Raw genomic sequence first — 18,173 nt, 5'->3', positions numbered from 1 at the left:
GCCGGTGCTCAACGCAGCGACCAACGGGTGAACAGGTGGTCGCCGGACCGCAGCACGCCGACCAGCCGCAGCGGGCGGGGCGGGTCGAGCACCGCGCCGTGGACGATCCGCGGAGCCTCCCCACCGACCAGCAGCGGCGCGGTGGTGAGCACGAGCTCGTCGACCAGGTCGGCAGCCAGCAGCGCCTGGTTGAGCCGGGCACCACCCTCGCAGCCGATCCGGCGCAGCCCGCGGGCGCGCAGCGCGGCGACCGCGGCCCGGACGTCCAGGGTCTGGGCGCCGGCGGTGACGACGTCGGCCACCTGCTCGATCCGGTCGCGCCGGGGGCAGCCTTCGGTGGTGACCACCAGCGGCCGGGTGACGGCCTCGGTGAACAGCGGGTGCTCCAGGTCGAGGTCACCGGTGGCGGTGACGACCGCCAGCCCGGGGTGCGGCGTCTGGCCCCGGGCCCCCCGGCGGGCGCTGATATCCGCCTCGACCACCAGCGGCCCGTACCCCTCCGCGCGCACCGTGCCGGCCCCGACCAGCACCACGTCGGCCACCGCGCGGGCGGTGAGCAGCAGCCGCTGGTCGGCCGGGGAGGTGAGCGTGTCGACCCGGCCCGCGATGGTCGCCGCCCCGTCGGCACTGGCGACCATCAGCGTCCGCAGGTGGTCTCCCTGCACCAGCAGCTCGGCCTCGAGGTCGTCGACCTCGCCGACGGCGTCCCAGCGCTCCATCTGCTCCCCTCCCCGTCCCGCGCACCCTGCGCACGCGTATGTCATTCCGGTCACGCCCGGCGTGTCGCGGCGAGTCGCAGCCGACGAGCGCTCCCGCGCACACGATCTCAGGGTCTCGCGTCGGCGACCCGCTCCCGCGCCAGGTGACCGAGCAGCGCCACCACGAGGGCGAGCACGCCGGCCACCGCCATCCCGAGCCCGATGTGCACCTTGAGCAGCAGGGCCCCGGCGGCCGCCCCGGCGAGGATGAGCAGCACCGCCAGCACGCGGCGGCCGGCGTTCTTGCCGGTGCCGCCGGCCAGCCGGGACTCTGCGGCCAGCCCGACGATGGTGGAGGTGACGACCACCGTGGTGACGTCGGCGACGGCGAGCCGGCGGGCGGCGGCGGCCTGGGCGCCCATCGCCAGCCCCAGCAGCGCGGTGACCACGCCACCCCAGACGGTGCCCTCCTCGGGCACCACGAACAGGCTCGCCACCCCGGTGCCCAGCACCAGCGCACCGACCGCGGCGAAGGCGATGCTGCTGCGTCCGCTCCACCCGGTCCGCGCACCCCTGAGCGAGCGGCCGCCGATCCCGGCGCCGAGCAGGAAGGCCACCAGCGCGACCGCCGGGCCGAGCACGGGCAGGTCCTCGGCCCGGGCCAGACCCATGCCGAGGATCACCACGTTGCCGGTCATGTTGGCGGTGAAGACGCGGTCCAGCCCGAGGTAGCCGACGGCGTCGATGATCCCGGTGCCGAAGGTGAGGGCGAGCATCATCACCAGGTGCATCCGGGCCTGGTCCGCGCGCAGGAACTCCACCGGAGCATCATGGCGGGGCCGCTCCACCGACGCGAGCCGGCGAGGAGGAGGAGCGCGTGACCCCGCAGACCGGTCGCTGGCGGATCGACGTCCCGACCCCGGCCGACGCGGGGGAGTGGGTCGAGGTGCACCTGCAGGCGCTGGCCGAGACCTACCCCCAGCTGCCGCCGGGCTTCGTCGGCCAGCGGCGGACGGCCCCGCGACCGGCTGGTGGCCGACCTGCGGGCCGAGCTCGCCGACCCCGGTCCGGCCCGCCACCTGGTGGCCCGCATGACGACGGGCAGGTGGTGGGGATCGCCCGCAGCACCTCCGGCGGGGAGGAGTGGGAGCGTCGGCTGCTCAGCAGCTACCCCGACGCCGACGCGCTCGGCCTGCGCCGGCCGCCGGGGATGCTGCAGCTCAGCTCGCTCTACACCCTCGCCGCGGTGCACGGCGGTGGCGCGGGGGCGGCCCTCGCCGACGCCCTGCTCGGCGAGCACCCCTGCTACCTGTGGATCATGACCGGCAACCCGCGGGCCGAGGCGTTCTACCGCCGGCGCGGGTTCGCCCGGGTGTCGGCGAACGTCCCGTCGGGCCCGACCTGGTACGGCTGGCCGATGTTCCAGATGGCCCGCGAGGGTTCGCCGCTCAGCCGGTGACGTCGCTGATCGCGCTCTGCAGCTGCTGGACGGCCAGCACCACGAAGAACAGCGCCACGAGGCCGAGCCCGACGTTGCCGAGCAGCTGGTTGCGCCAGGGCTGCGGCGTGTGGCGGGAGTTGAGCAGCCAGAGCAGGGTGATCGCCAGGAACGGCATGAAGAACGCCCCCAGCACGCCGTAGGCCAGGATCACCGGCACCGGCTCGCCGACGAAGACGAGGATGATCGGCGGGAAGGTCAGCCAGAGCAGGTAGACCTTGAACCACTTCCCGCCGACCCGGGTGTCGGGGTGGCCGGGCTCGAGCCCGCGGCTGTGGCCGATGAAGTCGGCGAACATCAACGAGACACCGTTCCACACCCCGAGGATGGAGGAGAACGAGGCGGCCCAGAAACCGATCAGGAAGACCTTGCCGTAGACGACGCCGTAGCGCTCCGACAGCACGTCGGCCAGCGACAGCAGCCCCCGGTCGCCGGAGTCGATCGCCAGGCCGGCGGAGTAGAGCAGCTCCGCCCCGACGATGAGCATCGCGACGACGAAGACGCCGGTGACGACGTAGGCCATCGCGTTGTCGATCCGCATGACCTTCATGAACTTCGGGGTGTGCCAGCCCTTCTCGCGCAACCAGTAGCCGTAGGCGGCCAGGGTGATCGTCCCGCCGACGCCGCCGGCGACGCTGAGCACGTTGACGATCGAGCCCTCCGGCACCCGCGGCACCAGACCGCTGAGGACGTCCAGCAGGTTGGGCAGGGTGAGCACGGCTGCCCCGACGACGGTCAGGAACATCACCCCGACCAGCACGGCGGTGATCTTCTCGAACCCGCTGTAGCGGTTGAACCAGACCAGCACGAAGCCGATCAGCCCCGACGCGATCGCGAACACCGGCAGCGGCACCTGGGGGAACAGCGAGGCCAGCGGCAGGGCGGTGGAGAGCATCGCGGTGGCGCCGTAGACGAAGCCCCACACGACGATGTAGGGCCCGAAGTAGATCGAGGTCCACAGCCCGAGCGAGCGCCATCCCTGGAAGATCGTCTTCTGGGTGGCGAGGGAGAACCGGCCGGCGCCCTCGACGAGGATGATCTTGAGCAGGCAGCCCAGCACCACCACCCAGAGCAGGGCGTAGCCGAACTTCTGCCCCGCGACCAGGGTGGCGACCAGGTCGCCGGCGCCGACGCCGGTGGCCGCGACCATCAGGCCGGGGCCGATCAGCTTCCACCGGCCGGGCGGTTCCTGATCAGCGGTGGCGGCGGTCGGGGCGGGCCGACCCGCCTCAGCCACGATGACCTCCGCGACGGGTGCCTCGCTGCACGTCGGGCCTCCTTCTCTGGCGACCGGACGGGCTCCGGCCGGGGACGTCGGGCACCTGCGAACCAACCACACCGGCCCCGTCGGAGCAAGATCATCAGCGCCGTACGCGCCGTGCGAGCTATGCACACCCTCTGTGCACAACTCGGCGCCGACAGCACGCCGCCGAGCCCCGTGTCAAGCCCGCCGCCGCGCCCGGCGAGCCGCCGAAAATTCTTCCAGGCGCGTCTTCTGCACAATCGAAACGCCTGGTCAGAGCCGGTTTCGCGACTCCGATCGGGGGGACGTCCACACCCCTGTGCCCAGGTTCTGCACAACTCCCCAGCGTGTCTCCACAGCCATCCACCGGTTCTGCACAGCCCCTGTGGACAACCGGGGTTGGCGGTGCTCCGCGACGCCCCTATGGTGAACCGGCGAGCAGCACCCGGGACCGCACGGAGCGCGCTCGGAGGGAACTGTCGGAGGGGCGTCGTAGCGTCGCAGGCAGTCCTCTCCAGCACGCTCCGGCACCCCGCTGCCCGCGGCTGGGAGGACGCCCGGGCAGAGCCGCACCGGGTGCCCGCCGTCGGTCGGGCGGCGGGTCGTCGAAGGGAGGAGCGAGCTGGTGAGCATTGCCGAGGTCAGGGATCTCGACGCCGGGGCGCGTGCCGTCGACCGCACCCCGCCGCAGGACCTGCAGGCCGAGCAGAGCGTGCTCGGCGCGATGCTGATGAGCAAGGACGCGATCGCCGACGTCGTCGACACCGTCAAGGGCCGCGACTTCTACCGTCCGGCGCACGAGTTCATCTACGAGGCGATCCTCGACCTCTACGGACGTGGTGAGCCCGCTGATGCGATCACCGTCGCCGCCCAGCTCACCAAGCGCGGCGAGATCGCCAAGGTCGGCGGCCACGTCTACCTGCACGACCTGCTGGCCAGCGTCTCGGTGGCCGCCAACGCCGGCTACTACGCCGCCATCGTGCGGGAGAAGGCGATCCTGCGGCGGCTGGTCGAGGCCTCGGTCCGGATCGCCCAGATGGGCTACGACGGGCAGGGCGACGTCTCGGAGCTGGTCGACGCCGCACAGGCCGAGGTCTACGCGGTCACCGACGGCAAGACCAGCGAGGACTACCAGCCGCTGTCGGCGCTGATGGAGTCCACCCTGGACGAGATCGAGGCGATCGGCTCCCGTTCCGGCGACATGGCCGGCGTGCCCACCGGGTTCATCGAGCTGGACGAGCTCACCAACGGCCTGCACGCCGGGCAGATGATCATCCTCGCGGCCCGTCCCGCCGTGGGGAAGTCCACCCTGGGGCTGGACTTCGCCCGGGCGGCGTCGATCAAGAACGGGCTGTGCTCGGCCATCTTCAGCCTGGAGATGAGCAAGACCGAGATCACCATGCGGCTGCTCTCGGCCGAGGCGCAGATACCGCTCAACCACATCCGCAAGGGCACCATGACCGACGAGGACTGGACGCGGCTGGCCAAGAAGATGGGCGAGGTCAGCGAGGCGCCGCTGTTCGTCGACGACTCGCCGAACCTGACGATGATGGAGATCCGGGCCAAGGCGCGCCGGCTCAAGCAGCGCCACGACCTGCGGCTGATCATCATCGACTACATGCAGCTGATGACCTCGGGCAAGAAGGTCGAGTCGCGCCAGCTGGAGGTCTCGGAGTTCTCCCGCCAGATCAAGCTGCTGGCCAAGGAGCTGGAGATCCCCATCATCGCCATGTCGCAGCTCAACCGTGGCCCCGAGCAGCGCACCGACAAGAAGCCGATGCTGTCGGACCTGCGTGAGTCCGGCAGCCTCGAGCAGGACGCCGACATGGTGATCCTGCTGCACCGCGAGGACATGTACGACAAGGAGTCCTCCCGGCTGGGCGAGGCCGACTTCATCGTCGCCAAGCACCGCAACGGGCCCACCAAGACCGTCGAGGTGGCTTTCCAGGGCCACTACTCCCGCTTCGTCGACATGCAGCACTGACGCCGACGGCGGGCGGGTCAGGGCGTCGGGACGTCGCCCTCGTCCGAGTCGGCCGACGAGGCCTCCTCGACGCCGTAGCGATGCGGGTCGCGCCCGGCGAAGGCGGCCAGCCGGGCGTAGGCGGGCTCGTTCTGCGACACCGGCACCTCGGCCCCGAAGGCGTCCCCGCGGTTCTCCTCGGTGAGCGACTCCTGCATCACGGCCAGCGCGGCCTGCGCGACCGCGGGGTCGAGCTGGATCGACTGGCCGGTGGCTCGGGCCAGGTCCCAGGCGTGCACGGCGAACTCGGCGGCGGCGAAGCCAGCCAGCCCGTTCCCGCTGTCGCCCTGCTGCCAGCTCTCCCAGAGCTCGTCGGCCCCGGTGCGGAAGCGGGTCGCCGCCTCCTGCAGCGGCACCTCCTGCCGGGCGTCCCAGTCCGGTGTCCCGCCGCCGCCCATCAGCGCGAAGTTGCGCGGGCCGGCCACCACGTGACCGACCAGTGCCTCGACGTCCCACCCCGCACACGGGGTGGGCAGGCGGCGGTGCTCCTCGCGCACGCCGGCCAGGATGATCGCCATCTGCTCCATCGCCGCGGACAGCGCCGCGACCTGGTCGTTCCCACGTGCCATGTCGGCCTCCTCACCCCCAACCTACGCCCCTACCCCGGCGGCCTGCCCCGCGCCGCCGACACACGACCGTCACCGGGCCGGGCTAGCGTCCCGGCCGTGACCGAGACCGACGTCGCCGTGCACGACCCGGGCAGCGTGGAGGTGCGGGAGCTGCTGGGCCGGCACCTGGCCTTCACCGCACTGCACAGCCCGCCCGAGGACGTCCACGCCCTCGACATCGACGCGCTGCGCGGGCCGGGCATCACCTTCTACGGGTTGCGCTGCGACGACCGGCTGGCCGCGGTCGGGGCGCTGCGCCGGCTGTCGGGCGCTCACGCCGAGCTGAAGTCGATGCACACCCGCGCCGAGCTGCGGGGACGCGGGCTGGCCCGCCGGCTGCTCGACGCGCTGGTCGAGCGGGCCGTCGCCGACGGTTGCACCCGGATCAGCCTGGAGACCGGCACGGCCGCCGCGTTCGCCCCGGCCCGGGCGCTCTACACCTCCGCCGGGTTCCGGCCGTGTGCGCCGTTCGGCGGCTACCACCCGAGCCCGCACAGCACCTTCTTCACCCGGGTCGTCGGCTGAGGGCCGCGCGGGCCGCGATGAGCCCGCGTGGTGGCCCGGGTCGCAGCAGGTATGGACACGAGGAACCTGGCGAGCCGCTACGGCTTGCCCGAGATGAGCTGGGACGCCGTCAGCACGCGGCTGGAGGCGGGCTTCGCCGTCGGCCCCGACGGCGGCGGTCCCGACCGGCACACCTGCTGGCTGACCACGACCGACGCCGACGGCAGCCCGCACGTCAACGCCCTCGGCGCGGTCTGGGGCGAGGGCTGCTTCTGGTTCGTCACCGGGCTCGCCACCCGGCGCGGCCGCAACCTCACCCGTGACCCGAGGTGCGCGATGGCGCTCTCCGTGCGCGAGTTCGACCTGGTCGTCGAGGGTGTGGCCGAGCGGGTCGAGGACCCGGAGGTGGTGGCCCGGACCGCGCAGCGCTACGCCACCGAGGAGGGCTGGCCGTGCGAGGTGGACGCCTCCGGGGTGGCCCTCACAGCGCCCTTCAGCGCCCCTTCGGCGGGCGGGCCGCCCTGGCACCTGTTCCGGCTGGACGCCCGGGCCGCGCACGCCGTGCTCGCGGTCGAGCCGGGCGGGGCCACCCGCTGGCGGTTCTGAGCAGGCGGGCGACGGGGTACCGGCTGCGCCGTGGTGGGCGAGGCGGGCGGCCCGGTGCGGTCAGCCGAGCCGTTCCACCACCGCGGCGATGCCCTGGCCGCCGCCGATGCACAGCGTCTCCAGGCCGAGGCGGGCGTCCCGGCGTCCGAGCTCGCCGGCCAGGGTGGCCAGGATCCGCGCACCGGTCGCGCCGACCGGGTGGCCGAGGGAGATGCCCGAGCCGTTGGGGTTGAGGCGCTCGTCCTCGGGGTCGACCCGCCACTCCCGCAGGCAGGCCAGCACCTGCGCGGCGAAGGCCTCGTTGAGCTCGATGAGGTCGAGGTCGGCCAGCGTCAGCCCGGCGCGCTCCAACGCGCGTGCGGTCGCGGCCACCGGCCCCAGGCCCATCACCTCCGGCCCGACCCCGGCCACCGCCCAGGAGCGCAGCGCCAGCACGGGCGTCCACCCGCGGCGCTCGGCGGTGCTGCGAAGGGTCACCAGGCAGACCGCCGCGCCGTCGTTCTGCCCGCTGGCGTTGCCGGCGGTGACGGTGGCCCCGGGGTCGTCGCCCGCCAGCACCGGCCGCAGGTCGGCCAGCGCCTCCAGGCTGGCGTCGGCACGGGGGTGCTCGTCACGGTCGACCAGGACGTCGGGGCGTCCGCGGCGTCCCGGCACCCGCACCGGCACGAGCTCCTCGGCGAACCGGCCGCTCTGCTGGGCGGCGACCGCACGCTGGTGGGAGCGCAGCGCGAGCGCGTCCTGCTCCTCCCGGCCGATCCGGTAGCGCCGCCGCAGGTTCTCCGCCGTCTCCAGCATCCCGCCGGGCACCGGGTGGGAGCGCCCGCCCGCGGTCTCGCGGGCCCGCACCAGCCGGTCGGCCAGGACGACGTCGCCGCGGGTGCCGCCGCGCAGCAGCGCGTAGTGCTCCACCTGCGACATCGACTCCACCCCGCCGGCCAGCACCACCCCGGCGGCGCCGGTGGCGACCATCGCGGCGGCGTCGAGCACCGCCTGCAGACCCGAGCCGCAGCGGCGGTCCACCTGCCGGCCGGGCACCCCGGTGCCGAGTCCGGCGTCGAGGGCGGCGACCCGGCCGACCGCCGGCGCCTCACCGTTGGGATAGCACTGGCCGAGCACCACGTCGTCGACCTCGTCCTCGGCGAGCCCCGTGCGGCGGGCGAGCTCGGCCAGCAGCCCCGACGCCAGGTCGACCGCGGCCACGTCGGCGAGCGCGCCACCCATCCGGCCCACCGGGGTGCGCAGCGGCTGGCAGATCACGACGTCGTCCACGACCAGATCCAACCACCGCGGCGCCGCCGTCCCCACCCTGGGACCGACGCTGCCGGGTTCCCGGGCCGGAGCCGTCTGGTGGAGGATCGGCGGGACGGGGCCCGGCCGGTCCCCCGGAGCGAGGAGCACCGATGGACGTGATGGCGATGGCGCGGGCGGAGCGCAGCGAGCTGGCCGACCTGCTGGAGACGCTGACCCCGCAGCAGTGGGAGCACCCGACGCTGTGCAGCCGGTGGACGGTGCGGGAGGTGGTGGCGCACCTGGTCAGCTACGAGGAGCACGGCCGGGCCGATCTGCTGCACCGGCTGCTGCGCGCCCGGCTGCGTCCCGGCCGGCTGAACGACGCCGCCCTGGACGACTACCGCGACCGCACACCGGGACAGCTGGTGGCCTTCCTCCGCGGCCACCTCACGCCGCAGGGCACCACGGCCAGCATGGGCGGCCGAGTCGGGCTGGTCGACGCCCTGGTCCACCACCAGGACATCCGGCGCCCGCTCGGGCTGCCGCGGGAGGTGCCCGCAGACCGCCTGGAGGTGTGCCTGCCGTTCGCCGTCACCGCTCCTCCGCTGCGCGGCTTCTGGCACGGGCGGGGCGTGCGGCTGGTCGCCACCGACCTGGACTGGTCCACCGGGCGCGGCCCGGAGGCCCGCGGCCCGGGCGAGGCGGTGCTGATGGTGCTGGCCGGGCGGGCCGGGGTGGCGGGCTCCCTCACCGGACCGGGGGCGGAGGTGCTGCGCCGCCGGCTCGGCTGAGACCGCCCGCGGTGCCTCAGCGTTCGGGCGCGGTCTGCCGCCGGACGCCGCGGACGCGGCCCGCCCGGGCGGCGGCCGTCCGGGCGCGTCCGGGGATCCGGGTCGCCTCGGTGGCCGGTCGGGCCTGGCTGACGTCGGCGCGCATCCGGGTGGCGACGGTGCGCGGGTCGATGCCGCGGGCCTCCAGGGCCGCGGCGGTGGCGTCCCGGCGCTCGGCCGAGTCGTAGGAGCGGACGCCGTCGGCGCGCGCCTCGCGGGCCCGGTCGTCCTCCACCTCGGCCCGGCTCGCCGCCACGGGGTCGGCGTCGCGTCCTCCCGCACCGCTGCCGGCCGCACCGGGCTCCGGGCCCGCGTCCTCCCGCGTGCTGACCCAGGCCTCCGGCCCGGCTGCCTCCGGGTGCCCGGTCGGCACCCCGGCGTCGTCGACCCCGCCCGGCACACCCACCTCGGCGACCCCCGGGTCCGCCCCGGGCGCGTCCCGCCCGTCCGGGTGCCAGCCGCCGGTCGTCGCCTCGCTCCACGCCTGCTCGGCCCGCTGCTCGGCCCCGCCCGCCTCGGCCTCGGCGCGCCGGGCGTCGGCCCGCTCCTCCCGCGCCAGCCCGCGCTGCACCTCGGCCTCCGGGTCGATCCCGTACCGGCTGCGCAGCTGGCCGCGGAGCTGGTCGGCGACCCGCCGGGCCTCCAGGTCGCGGTCGGCCCAGGCGCGGGCGGCGCCGTAGGTGCGGCCGATCTCCTGCGGGGTGGCCCGCTCCCAGAACTGCGGGTGGTCGGCCAGCGCCATCTGGTGCCGGTCGGCCCGGTGGTCCTGGTCCACCCGGGCGTGCAGCTCCGCCCGCTGCCACTCGTCCAGCTGGCGGCGCAGGGCCTGCTCCCGCGTCCGGGCGAACTGGTCCGCGGTCAGGCCGGCCACCCGCACCGCCGCGCGCAGCTCGGCCGTCACGGTGTCGGGGACGTCCTCCGGTCCGCGGTCCACGCTCAGCCCTGCGTCCGGAGGTCGGGGAAGAGCCCCTCGGGCGGCGCCACGTACGGCAGCGGCTCCCCGCGCCGGCTGAGGTTCTCCTCGCCCTCGGTCGCCCCGGCGAACGGGCCGTCGGGGTCCATCAGGATCGGCAGGTGGTAGTCGGCGTGGTCGCGCCACCACACGCTCATCCCCAGTGCCGGGTCCTGGCGCAGCTGCTCCCAGGCCCGCCACAACGCCTCCAGCCGGATCACCGCCTCGTCCACCTCCCACCACCGCCCGGCCCAGCAGCGGTTCCGGCCGTCGATGCGGCGGCGGTAGACGTGGCGCAGGTAGTCGCGGACGAACTCGTCCACCGACCCGAAGTACAGCGGCGCCTCGGTCTCCACCTCGAGCCCGTCGACCTCAGGCGCGCTCACCGGGCACCCCGCGGGCCGTCGTCGGAGGCCTGCACCGCGGCGAGCTCCTGGTGGGCCTCGTCGATGGTGCGGCGCGCCATCGGGTCGTGCGCGGCGATGGAGGCGCGGACGGCCTCGGCGTGCGGTCCGGCCATCCACGGCGTGGTCCGGATCAGGGTGGGCCGCGACCCGGAGGCGAGCACCACGGCCCGTCCCTTCGGCATCGCGGCGAGGTCGGCCACGTCGAGGATCCGCTCGCGCTGCAGCTGCTGGGAGACCGTCCGGTGGCCGCGTCCGTAGGAGCTGGAGGACTGCAGCCGGTCGTAGTCGCCGATGGTCCGCGACAGGTCCTCCAGGAACGCCGCCTCGCTGACCCCGCCGCCGTAGACCTTGATGTTGGCGGCCGACCACAGCTTCTTCATGCCCGCCTCGCCCCACACCTCGACCCCCTGCGACCAGGACTGCAGGATCGTCATCAGCACGATCCCCCGCGAGCCGTAGTGGCTGTAGAGGTTGGGCAGCTCGCGCCAGCGGCAGACGTTGGCCGCCTCGTCCAGGACGCCCACCATCGGCACCGGCAGCCGGCCGCCGGCCGAGCGGGCGGCCAGCTCCTCCGCGGCCTCGACGACCGCCACGGTGAGCGCGGTGACCAGCGGCCCGGCCGTGCCGCGCCCCTCCTTGGACAGCGAGTACAGGGTGCCGCCGTCACGGACGAAGGAGACCGGGTCGAAGCGGGGACGCGTGTCGCCGGGCTCGAGCGGGGCGATCCAGCTCGCGATCTGCCGGTTGGTCAGGCAGGAGGCCATCTGCTGGGCGGTGCCGTAGATGCCGCCGCGCTGCTTGTCCGGGGCGGTGACCACCCCGGCCACCTGGTCGGCGGTGAGCACCACACCGTGCGCCCGCAGGATGTCGACCGGGGTCTCGTCGGTGGGTCGGGTCAGCCAGCTGTACACCTGCATGATCGGACGCCGGTCCAGCGCTGCGGCGAGCAGCAGCCCGGCCAGCAGGTCCTGTCCGGCCGGGTCGAAGAAGGCGTCGGTGCGGGCCCCGGGGTCGCGCGAGCCCGCGGCGAAGTGCTCGGCCAGCCGCGCCGCCCGCACCTCGTCGGTGACGTAGCTGAGCGGGTCCCACCACCAGCCCGGTGGCTCCGTCGCCACGCCCTGCGGGTCGAACACCCACACCGGCCCCGAGCGGGCGCGCAGGTCGCGGGTGGCGTCGACCACGTCGCGCTTGTTCGACGTCACCAGCACCGCCCCGGGCGCCTCCAGGATCGCCGGCACCGCCCGGCTCGTGGTCTTGCCGGTGCGGGGACCCCAGATGTCGATGTGCATGTCCTCCCAGGAGCCGTAGAGCTGCTGGCCCGAGCCCACCGCCCGGCCGACCGGCACCCCGGGCACCCCGGCCACGCCCAGCCGGCGGGCGGTCGCCTCGGCGCTCTTCCGGCTCAGTGCCTCGACGTCGCGGCCGCGGCCCATGTGGCTGGCCGCCCGGTCGACCCGGGTGCGCCGACCGCGCAGCCGTGCCACCGCCAGCCCGACGAGCACCGCGAGCAGCGCGACCAGCACCAGCAGGGCCACCAGCACCACGGTGCCGGTGGTGCCGGGCCAGGGCAGGTCGCCGCCAAGCAGCCCGAACGCGACCGCGAACGGGTCGGAGGGGACGGCCACCCCGGTGCCGGCCAGCCGGTGGCCGAGGTGCATCGTCACGTAGAGCGAGCCGACGGTCCCCAGCACCAGCACGATGCCGATCCACAGCAGCACCACCTCCCCGGACGTGCCGCCGGGTGAGGGACGCCGGTTGCCGGCCGCGCTCACGAGGCCCGTGCCTCGTCCGACCCCGCCGAGGGGTCCTGGGCCAGGCTCGGCCCGGCGACGTCGGGGCCGACGATGTTGGGGTCGACGTCGTCGGGCAGCTCCGGGGCGGGGGCGTCGGGGTCGAGGACGTCCGGCGCGTCGGGGTCGACCGCGCGGCGCCCGACCCGGCTCCGCTCGTGCCAGAGCCGGTTGGTGTCGTTGATCGACAGCTCGACGTCGGTCAGCTCCACCCGCACCGGGATCCCCGGCCGGCCACCGACCTTGACCAGGAACCGGCCGCGTCCCGGCGGCTCGGCCTCCCGCCCCGTGGAGGGGTCCCAGGCCGGCGGGTCCTGCCAGCCGATCAGCAGCTCCTGCTCGGCCATCGAGAACGGCACCGCCGAGTTCAGCTGCGGCATCTCCGCCGATGGCAGCCCGCCGCAGATGACCATCCCGGACCGTTCGACGAAGCCCTTGGCCTTCATCCGGTCCTCCTCGCTGGGCAGCGCGAGCAGGTCGCTCATGGTGTGGGAGATCATCGCCATCCCGACACCGCGCTGCCGGTTCAGCCGGGTCAGCGCGTCCACCCGGTCGACGATGCCGCGACCGGCCCGCAGCGCCCGCCACAGCTCGTCGAGGATGACGAAGTAGTGCCGGCGCGGCTCCAGCCCGGCGTCGGCCAGCGCGTTGGCGACCGTGACGGTGCCGAACCCGGCCGACCAGCAGGCCAGCAGGGTGGCCGCCTGCAGGTCCATCTCGGAGTCGTCGATGGCGCTGACGTCGTAGACCACGGGTGCGTCGCGGCGCATCGGGTTGGTGGTGTGCCGGGAGAACGTCTCGCCCAGCCGGCCGCCTCCGGTGAGCCCGATCAGGGACGCCTCGAGGTGCTCGGTGATCTCGCGGTAGCGGTTGTCGTCGCCGCGGTCGAGCGCGACCGCGCGCACCTCCTCCGGCCCGTCCTGGATGACCTTGAGCAGGTCGCCGAGCACCGGGACGCCGACGTGGCGGCTGTCGAGCACCTTCAGCGCCCGGTCGAGGATGGTCTCCTCGCGGTCGCTGGGCGGGGCCTGGCGCATGATCGTCAGCAGCGCGGAGACCATGGTGTGCCGACGGCCGTGGGCGTCGGCGAGCACCTGCTGGGCCTCCTTCTCGTGACCCGTCGCGCGCAGCCGCTCGGCGGCCTGGGTGGCCTCGCCGGGGTCGAGCACGTTGAGGTAGCCGCGGCCGCGGCCCAGCGTGATGACCTGCCCGCCGAGGGCCTCGATGAGGTCGACGTAGTCGGGTTTGAGGTCACCCAGCACCAGCGGCATCACGCCGTAGCCGGCCAACCCGGTGGCCATCCGCCGGACGATGGTCGACTTGCCGAGCCCGGGCTTGCCGAGCACGAACACCGACGGGTTGGAGATGAGCTTGGCCCGCTGGAACCACGAGATCGGGTCGCAGCACAAGGTGGCGCCGGTGTGGATGTGGCGGCCGAGCGGGACGCCCATCATCGGTGTCCCGGTGCCGATGGCGAAGGGCCACAGCCCGCACACCTGCACCGTGGTGCCGCGCCACTCGTCGGGGGCCTGGACGTAGAAGGACTCACCGCGCCCGCGCCCGATCCAGCCCCGCATCGACGGCCGGGTGGGACGCACCTCGGCGGTCTTCTGCTCCCGCTCCGCCCCGCCCTTGCGGCGCCGACGCCCGCCGGGGGCCGGCTCGGCCCGCCGTGCCGCGGTGCCCCGGCTCACAGCTTGTCCCGCAGCTCGGCCGGCACCTTGATGTGCTTGGGCAGCACCAGGCCCAGCGGCAGCGCGGCGGCGAAGGCGGAGTCCTGGGAGCCGTAGACCGGCCGCAGCCGCAGCCGGGCGGTGGCGCCGAGGTTGTCGATCGCGGCCCGGGCGTCGGCCGCCTTCTCCAGGTCGGAGACGGTCGCCGTGACGAGCAGGCCGAAGTTCACCAGCCCGGCCCCGGAGGCCTCCTCCCCGGCGGTGGCGGCCGCGGCCCGCACCGCCAGGGTGTCGCGGGCGGCCGGCTTGCTGGTGGAGGTCATCCGGAACTCCGCGGCCCGCAGGTCGGCCTCGACCATCGCCGCCGCCCGGGCCGCGTCGATCGGCCGGTACAGCAGGGTCACCCGCTTGCGGGCGATGTCGCGGTGCGGGGCCAGGAAGCGGGCCAGCACCCCGGACTGCACGTTGCCGCGCGGGGCCGCGGTCATCGCCCAGGTGCAGGAGTAGGCCGAGTCGTGGCGGTAGCCGTTCCAGGACGCCTGCGCCGCGGAGGGGCCGACATCGGGCCAGGTCAGCTCCGGCACCTCACCGGCGGCGTGGGCCTCGTCGATCAGGGTGGCCGCCACCGGGTCGTAGGCGATCCGGATCGCCTCGCACAGCTCCTGGGCACTCAGCGGGTGCGCGGCACCGGCGCCGGTCGCCTGCAGCCCCGCGGTCAGCCCGGGCAGCCGGGCCGCCAGCTCGCGCCCCATCTCGTCGGGCTTGCGCCGCTTGGCCCCGGGCCGGGCGGCCGCGGCGAACGTCACCGCGACGTAGGCCTTCACCGTCGAGGAGCCGGCCGGGTAGCGCAGCACGGTCTCGCGCAGCATCGCCTTGGCGAACTCCGGGGCGTCCTCGTCGAGCTGCGTCGACACCTCACGGCGCAGCCGGGTGCCGGAGTCGGGCGCGGTCTCCACGGTGACCGAGGCCGCCTCGATACCCGGCTCGTCGCCGAGGTTGGCCAGCCAGTGGCCCCAGTCGGCGACCCAGATGTCGATCTGCTCCTGGTCGACCAGGGCCGCGCCGTCGGGTTCGGTGCCGATGACCACCGAGTACGAGCCGGTGGCCGGGGTGTACAGCAGCGCGAACGGACGTCCGTAGGAGTCGGTGTGCTCGCTCAGCCGGGTGGGGGCGGCCAGGCCCGGCAGCTGGTAGGTGCCCCACAACGCGCGCCCCAGCGGCCCGGAGCGGTAGACGTTGGAGCCGCGGGAGCGGTTGACCCACCAGCCGACCCGGGTCGAGCTGCGGGTCAGCAGGTTCTTGCCGTGGGCGTCCTTCACCGTGACGGCCAGCAGCAGCACGCCGAGGACGGCGCAGGCGATGACCGCCTCCAGCACCCCGGCGACCATCACGGTGATGACCACCATGATGAGGCCGCCGAGCAGCACCGCGGTGCCGACCGAGCCGAGCCCGAGGATGCCCGGGGAGGTGGGGCGCCGCCAGTTGCCGTAGGTGCGGGCACCCCGGTGGGTGGTGTCAACGACTGCCATCGGGTCCTTCTCCTGTCGCGTTGTTCGCCACCGACTGGCTGGCCTGGACGGCGGCGTCGCCACCCTTCTTCAGCGCGGCCGCCCCGGCGACCGCCGCGATCCCGATCGGACCGCCCGCGGCACCCGCGGCCGCGGCACCGCCACCGGCCGCCGCCCCGCTGGCCGCAGCACCACCGCCAGCCGCCGCACCACCGCCGGCCGCAGCACCACCACCGGCCGCAGCACCACCGCCGGCCGCAGCCGCCGATCCACCGCCGGCACCCGCGGCGGCGGGCACCGGAGCACCACCACCAGCTCCCCCACCGCTCCCGGCGCCGCCGGTCCCGGCGCTGCCGCCTCCGGCGCGACCGCCACCGCTGGAGGCCGGGACCCCTCCGCCGGAGCCGCCGCCACCGGTGCTCGCGGCGGGGGCCGGCGCGGCGCCACCGCTGCTCTCAGCCCCCGCGGCGCCGGGCTTGCCGGCCGTGCCGGCCGAGCCGTCGGGACCGGCCGAGCCGGCCTGGCCCTGGGGCCCGCCGCCGCCCTGGCCGGTGCTGCCCGAGCCCAGCGAGCGGCCGAGGCTCAGCGCGCCGTCGGGCATGCTGGTCACCGCCGAGGCGGCCACCGCCCCACCGCCGGCGCCGGCGGCCAGCGAGCCGACCATCGGGGTGACGAAACGCATCAGCGCCGGCATGGCCAGCAGCGCCAGCACCATCAGCATCAGCCCGGTGAGCACCGAGAGCAGCCCCGTGCCGTCGTCGCGGAACACGTCGGTGCCGGTGAGCTGGAAGGCGGCGGCGTAGATGATCGCGGCCGCCGGCTTGTAGAGGATGAAGGCCACCAGCCAGCTGACGCACTTCTGGAACCAGTTGCGCCCCATCTCGGTGTTGGTGGCCGAGGCGGCCAGCGGCAGGATGCCGGTGAGGATGACGAGCATGCCGCCCCGGGCCACCATCAGCACGATCTGGACGAACGAGGCCAGGATGATGATGAGGCCGAGGATGATGATGAGCATCGGCACCAGCGGCGAGGCGCCGCCGGCGGCCCCACCCAGGGCGAGCAGCGTGGTGATGTTCTCCCCGAAGCAGGTGCCCGACTCCACGTCGCAGTCGGTCGAGCGGTTGATGATCCACACCGAGAAGGCGTCGGAGGCGGCGACCAGCGTGTTGACCACGGTCACCCCGGCACCGGCCACCACCACCAGCGTGAGCAGCGCGCGCACCGTGTCCTTGCCCGGTTCGGCGCGCTGCTGCCAGACCATCCGGATGCCGCCGATGATCACCGCCAGCACCGCGGCCGCACCGGTGTACCACCAGAGCCCGGACTGCAGGAAGAAGACCGCCCCGCCGGAGCCGCTGGGCCCCGAGGGCAGCAGCGCGCTGACCAGCGAACCGGCCCCGGAGACGGTGATCACCGCGAGCAGGATGACACCGACCCGGCCGAGGGCGCCGATCCCCTCACCGGCTCTCATCCGGGTGGCGATCCAGGCCCCCAGGGCGATCAGCGAGAGCACGGCGACCGCCAGGCAGACCCAGAAGACGTAGCCCAGCACGGTCTGCAACCCACCGGTCGCCTCCGTCGGTGGCGCACCGGTCCCGCTGCCGGCGTCGCCTCCGATCAGCGTGGGCGTGCCGATGTGCACCCACATCGTGCCCAGCGTCTCGATCACCTTGCCGACGGCCTCGAACACGGCGTTCGCCATGTTCTTGATGGCGTCGCCGACCAGGTTCTCCAGCCCCTCCTCGGCGTGGCAGAAGGGGTTGATGACGTTCAGCCCGTCGCACGCCACGGCTCAGGCCCCCCACGCGACGTAGCCGGACAGGTCGGGCAGCGTGCTGACGTCGAACGGGACGGTGGGGTCGGTCACCTGCAGCTTCCAGTCCCCGTCCTCCCAGGCCAGCGTGTACACCGCGGAGAGGATGATCTGCTGACCCTGCCCGCTGGCCTCCATCGCGACGTCCACGGTCGCGGTCTCGCCGTCGTAGCCGAGCATCCGGAAGCCCGCGATGGAGAGACGCACGCCCTCCGCCGAGGTGAGCTCACCGCCCTGGGCCAGGATCTGCTCCTTGGCCGGGCCGTCGGCCAGGAAGTACTCCAGCCAGGGCCCGACGGTGGCCGGGTCGGTGGCCTGGGTGACGGCGTTCGAGGCCGCCAGCAGCGCTCCCTCCGGGGTGTGCTGGAAGCAGTACCGGTAGCCCTCGTCGGAGGTCTCGGCCGGGCCGAACTCCGTCGAGACCGGGTAGGCGGTGGTGCCCTGGTACTCCCACTCGGCCTCCGGGGCGGTCGACAGCCGCCCGTCGGTCTCGACCCCGGACAGGCCGCAGACGCTGTCCTCCGTCTCCTCCTCGGCGGCGGGCGAGGGCGAGGCCGACGCCGGCGCTGGGTCGGTGCCGGAGGTCTGCGAGGCGGACGGGTCGGGCGCCGGCGCGGCCGTGTCGCCCGGGTCGTCCTCACGCGTCAGCGCGAGCACCGAGAGCACGATCGCCGCGACCGCGATCCCGACCACCACCACGGCGGCGGCCAGGAACCCTGGACGGGTCCACGGGCTCTGCTGGGTGTCCTCCGATGCCATCTCGACCTCCTCCGGGGGCGTGCGGGGCTGC

The 18,173-nt window shown here is 74.5% G+C and carries 17 protein-coding genes; 5 read left to right on the top strand and 12 right to left on the bottom strand.

What is annotated here, in order from left to right:
- Window positions 1-8: 8 nt before the first annotated feature.
- Window positions 9-719: a pyrimidine reductase family protein gene (locus DT076_RS08000; protein WP_158548076.1), complete on the bottom strand. Its 711-nt coding sequence runs from the start codon at window positions 717-719 to the stop codon at window positions 9-11.
- Between the two features lie 107 nt (window positions 720-826).
- Window positions 827-1,519: a DUF1275 family protein gene (locus tag DT076_RS07995; protein ID WP_233493782.1), complete on the bottom strand. Its 693-nt coding sequence runs from the start codon at window positions 1,517-1,519 to the stop codon at window positions 827-829.
- Window positions 1,520-1,575: 56 nt separating this feature from the next.
- Between DT076_RS07995 and DT076_RS07990 the strand changes: the two genes are divergently transcribed.
- Window positions 1,576-2,157, top strand: coding sequence for a GNAT family N-acetyltransferase (locus DT076_RS07990; protein ID WP_114126130.1), 582 nt, complete (start codon window positions 1,576-1,578; stop codon window positions 2,155-2,157).
- Here DT076_RS07990 and DT076_RS07985 read toward each other — a convergent pair.
- A complete protein-coding gene (locus tag DT076_RS07985) occupies window positions 2,147-3,433 on the bottom strand; it encodes an Nramp family divalent metal transporter (protein WP_233493781.1) in 1,287 nt (428 codons plus the stop codon). The two genes, DT076_RS07990 and DT076_RS07985, sit on opposite strands and share 11 nt — an antisense overlap.
- Before the next feature lie 637 nt (window positions 3,434-4,070).
- On the opposite strand from DT076_RS07985, the gene dnaB reads away from it, so the two are divergent.
- Window positions 4,071-5,423, top strand: a complete 1,353-nt coding sequence (gene dnaB / locus DT076_RS07980) for a replicative DNA helicase (RefSeq protein WP_233493808.1) — start codon at window positions 4,071-4,073, stop codon at window positions 5,421-5,423.
- Window positions 5,424-5,440: 17 nt separating this feature from the next.
- On the opposite strand, the gene DT076_RS07975 is transcribed toward dnaB, so the two are convergent.
- The gene (locus DT076_RS07975; protein WP_114126128.1) at window positions 5,441-6,031 is read right to left on the bottom strand and encodes a TIGR03086 family metal-binding protein; all 591 of its coding nucleotides are present in this window, start codon (window positions 6,029-6,031) and stop codon (window positions 5,441-5,443) included.
- 96 nt (window positions 6,032-6,127) lie between these two features.
- On the opposite strand from DT076_RS07975, the gene DT076_RS07970 reads away from it, so the two are divergent.
- A complete protein-coding gene (locus tag DT076_RS07970; protein WP_199539048.1) occupies window positions 6,128-6,595 on the top strand; it encodes a GNAT family N-acetyltransferase in 468 nt (155 codons plus the stop codon).
- A gap of 51 nt (window positions 6,596-6,646) precedes the next feature.
- Window positions 6,647-7,180 (top strand): pyridoxamine 5'-phosphate oxidase family protein, encoded by a 534-nt coding sequence (locus tag DT076_RS07965; protein ID WP_114126127.1) that lies wholly within the window; start codon window positions 6,647-6,649, stop codon window positions 7,178-7,180.
- Window positions 7,181-7,240: 60 nt separating this feature from the next.
- On the opposite strand, the gene DT076_RS07960 is transcribed toward DT076_RS07965, so the two are convergent.
- Window positions 7,241-8,449: an acetyl-CoA C-acetyltransferase gene (locus tag DT076_RS07960; protein WP_199539047.1), complete on the bottom strand. Its 1,209-nt coding sequence runs from the start codon at window positions 8,447-8,449 to the stop codon at window positions 7,241-7,243.
- Window positions 8,450-8,580: 131 nt separating this feature from the next.
- On the opposite strand from DT076_RS07960, the gene DT076_RS07955 reads away from it, so the two are divergent.
- Window positions 8,581-9,201 carry a maleylpyruvate isomerase family mycothiol-dependent enzyme gene (locus tag DT076_RS07955; protein ID WP_114126126.1) on the top strand — a complete coding sequence of 207 codons (621 nt, stop codon included), beginning with the start codon at window positions 8,581-8,583 and terminating at the stop codon, window positions 9,199-9,201.
- A 16-nt stretch (window positions 9,202-9,217) separates the two neighbouring features.
- Here DT076_RS07955 and DT076_RS07950 read toward each other — a convergent pair whose 3' ends face one another.
- Genes DT076_RS07950 through DT076_RS07920 form a run of 7 tightly spaced genes read right to left on the bottom strand, consistent with a single transcriptional unit; the run spans window position 9,218 to window position 18,142 of the window.
- A complete protein-coding gene (locus DT076_RS07950) occupies window positions 9,218-10,174 on the bottom strand; it encodes a hypothetical protein (protein WP_114126125.1) in 957 nt (318 codons plus the stop codon).
- Between the two features lie 2 nt (window positions 10,175-10,176).
- A complete protein-coding gene (locus DT076_RS07945) occupies window positions 10,177-10,578 on the bottom strand; it encodes a DUF4913 domain-containing protein (RefSeq protein WP_233493778.1) in 402 nt (133 codons plus the stop codon).
- Entirely contained in the window at window positions 10,575-12,371 is a 1,797-nt protein-coding gene (locus tag DT076_RS07940) for a type IV secretory system conjugative DNA transfer family protein (protein ID WP_199539046.1), read from the bottom strand. The genes DT076_RS07945 and DT076_RS07940 overlap by 4 nt, the downstream gene beginning before the upstream one ends.
- The gene (locus tag DT076_RS07935; RefSeq protein ID WP_233493777.1) at window positions 12,368-14,083 is read right to left on the bottom strand and encodes an ATP/GTP-binding protein; all 1,716 of its coding nucleotides are present in this window, start codon (window positions 14,081-14,083) and stop codon (window positions 12,368-12,370) included. The genes DT076_RS07940 and DT076_RS07935 overlap by 4 nt, the downstream gene beginning before the upstream one ends.
- Complete coding sequence (locus DT076_RS07930) at window positions 14,080-15,591, bottom strand: SCO6880 family protein (RefSeq protein ID WP_199539045.1); 1,512 nt, start codon at window positions 15,589-15,591, stop codon at window positions 14,080-14,082. Before DT076_RS07930 ends, DT076_RS07935 begins: the two co-directional genes overlap by 4 nt.
- On the bottom strand, window positions 15,578-17,359 hold the full coding sequence (locus DT076_RS07925; RefSeq protein WP_199539044.1) for a hypothetical protein: 1,782 nt from the start codon (window positions 17,357-17,359) through the stop codon (window positions 15,578-15,580). The genes DT076_RS07930 and DT076_RS07925 overlap by 14 nt, the downstream gene beginning before the upstream one ends.
- Window positions 17,360-17,362: 3 nt before the next feature.
- Complete coding sequence (locus tag DT076_RS07920; RefSeq protein ID WP_114126124.1) at window positions 17,363-18,142, bottom strand: hypothetical protein; 780 nt, start codon at window positions 18,140-18,142, stop codon at window positions 17,363-17,365.
- Window positions 18,143-18,173: the final 31 nt, after the last annotated feature.

This window comes from Desertihabitans brevis (assembly GCF_003327535.1).
Taxonomy (GTDB): domain Bacteria; phylum Actinomycetota; class Actinomycetes; order Propionibacteriales; family Propionibacteriaceae; genus Desertihabitans; species Desertihabitans brevis.
This window is presented reverse-complemented; position numbering and strand designations above follow the sequence as displayed.

What these genes read in the sequence shown, in the direction of transcription:
- DT076_RS07920 (WP_114126124.1), bottom strand. Translation starts at nt 18,142, where the DNA reads ATGGCATCGGAGGACACCCAGCAGAGCCCGTGGACCCGTCCAGGGTTC.
- DT076_RS07955 (WP_114126126.1), top strand. Translation starts at nt 8,581, where the DNA reads ATGGACGTGATGGCGATGGCGCGGGCGGAGCGCAGCGAGCTGGCCGAC.
- DT076_RS07965 (WP_114126127.1), top strand. Translation starts at nt 6,647, where the DNA reads ATGGACACGAGGAACCTGGCGAGCCGCTACGGCTTGCCCGAGATGAGC.
- DT076_RS07930 (WP_199539045.1), bottom strand. Translation starts at nt 15,591, where the DNA reads ATGGCAGTCGTTGACACCACCCACCGGGGTGCCCGCACCTACGGCAAC.
- DT076_RS08000 (WP_158548076.1), bottom strand. Translation starts at nt 719, where the DNA reads ATGGAGCGCTGGGACGCCGTCGGCGAGGTCGACGACCTCGAGGCCGAG.
- DT076_RS07975 (WP_114126128.1), bottom strand. Translation starts at nt 6,031, where the DNA reads ATGGCACGTGGGAACGACCAGGTCGCGGCGCTGTCCGCGGCGATGGAG.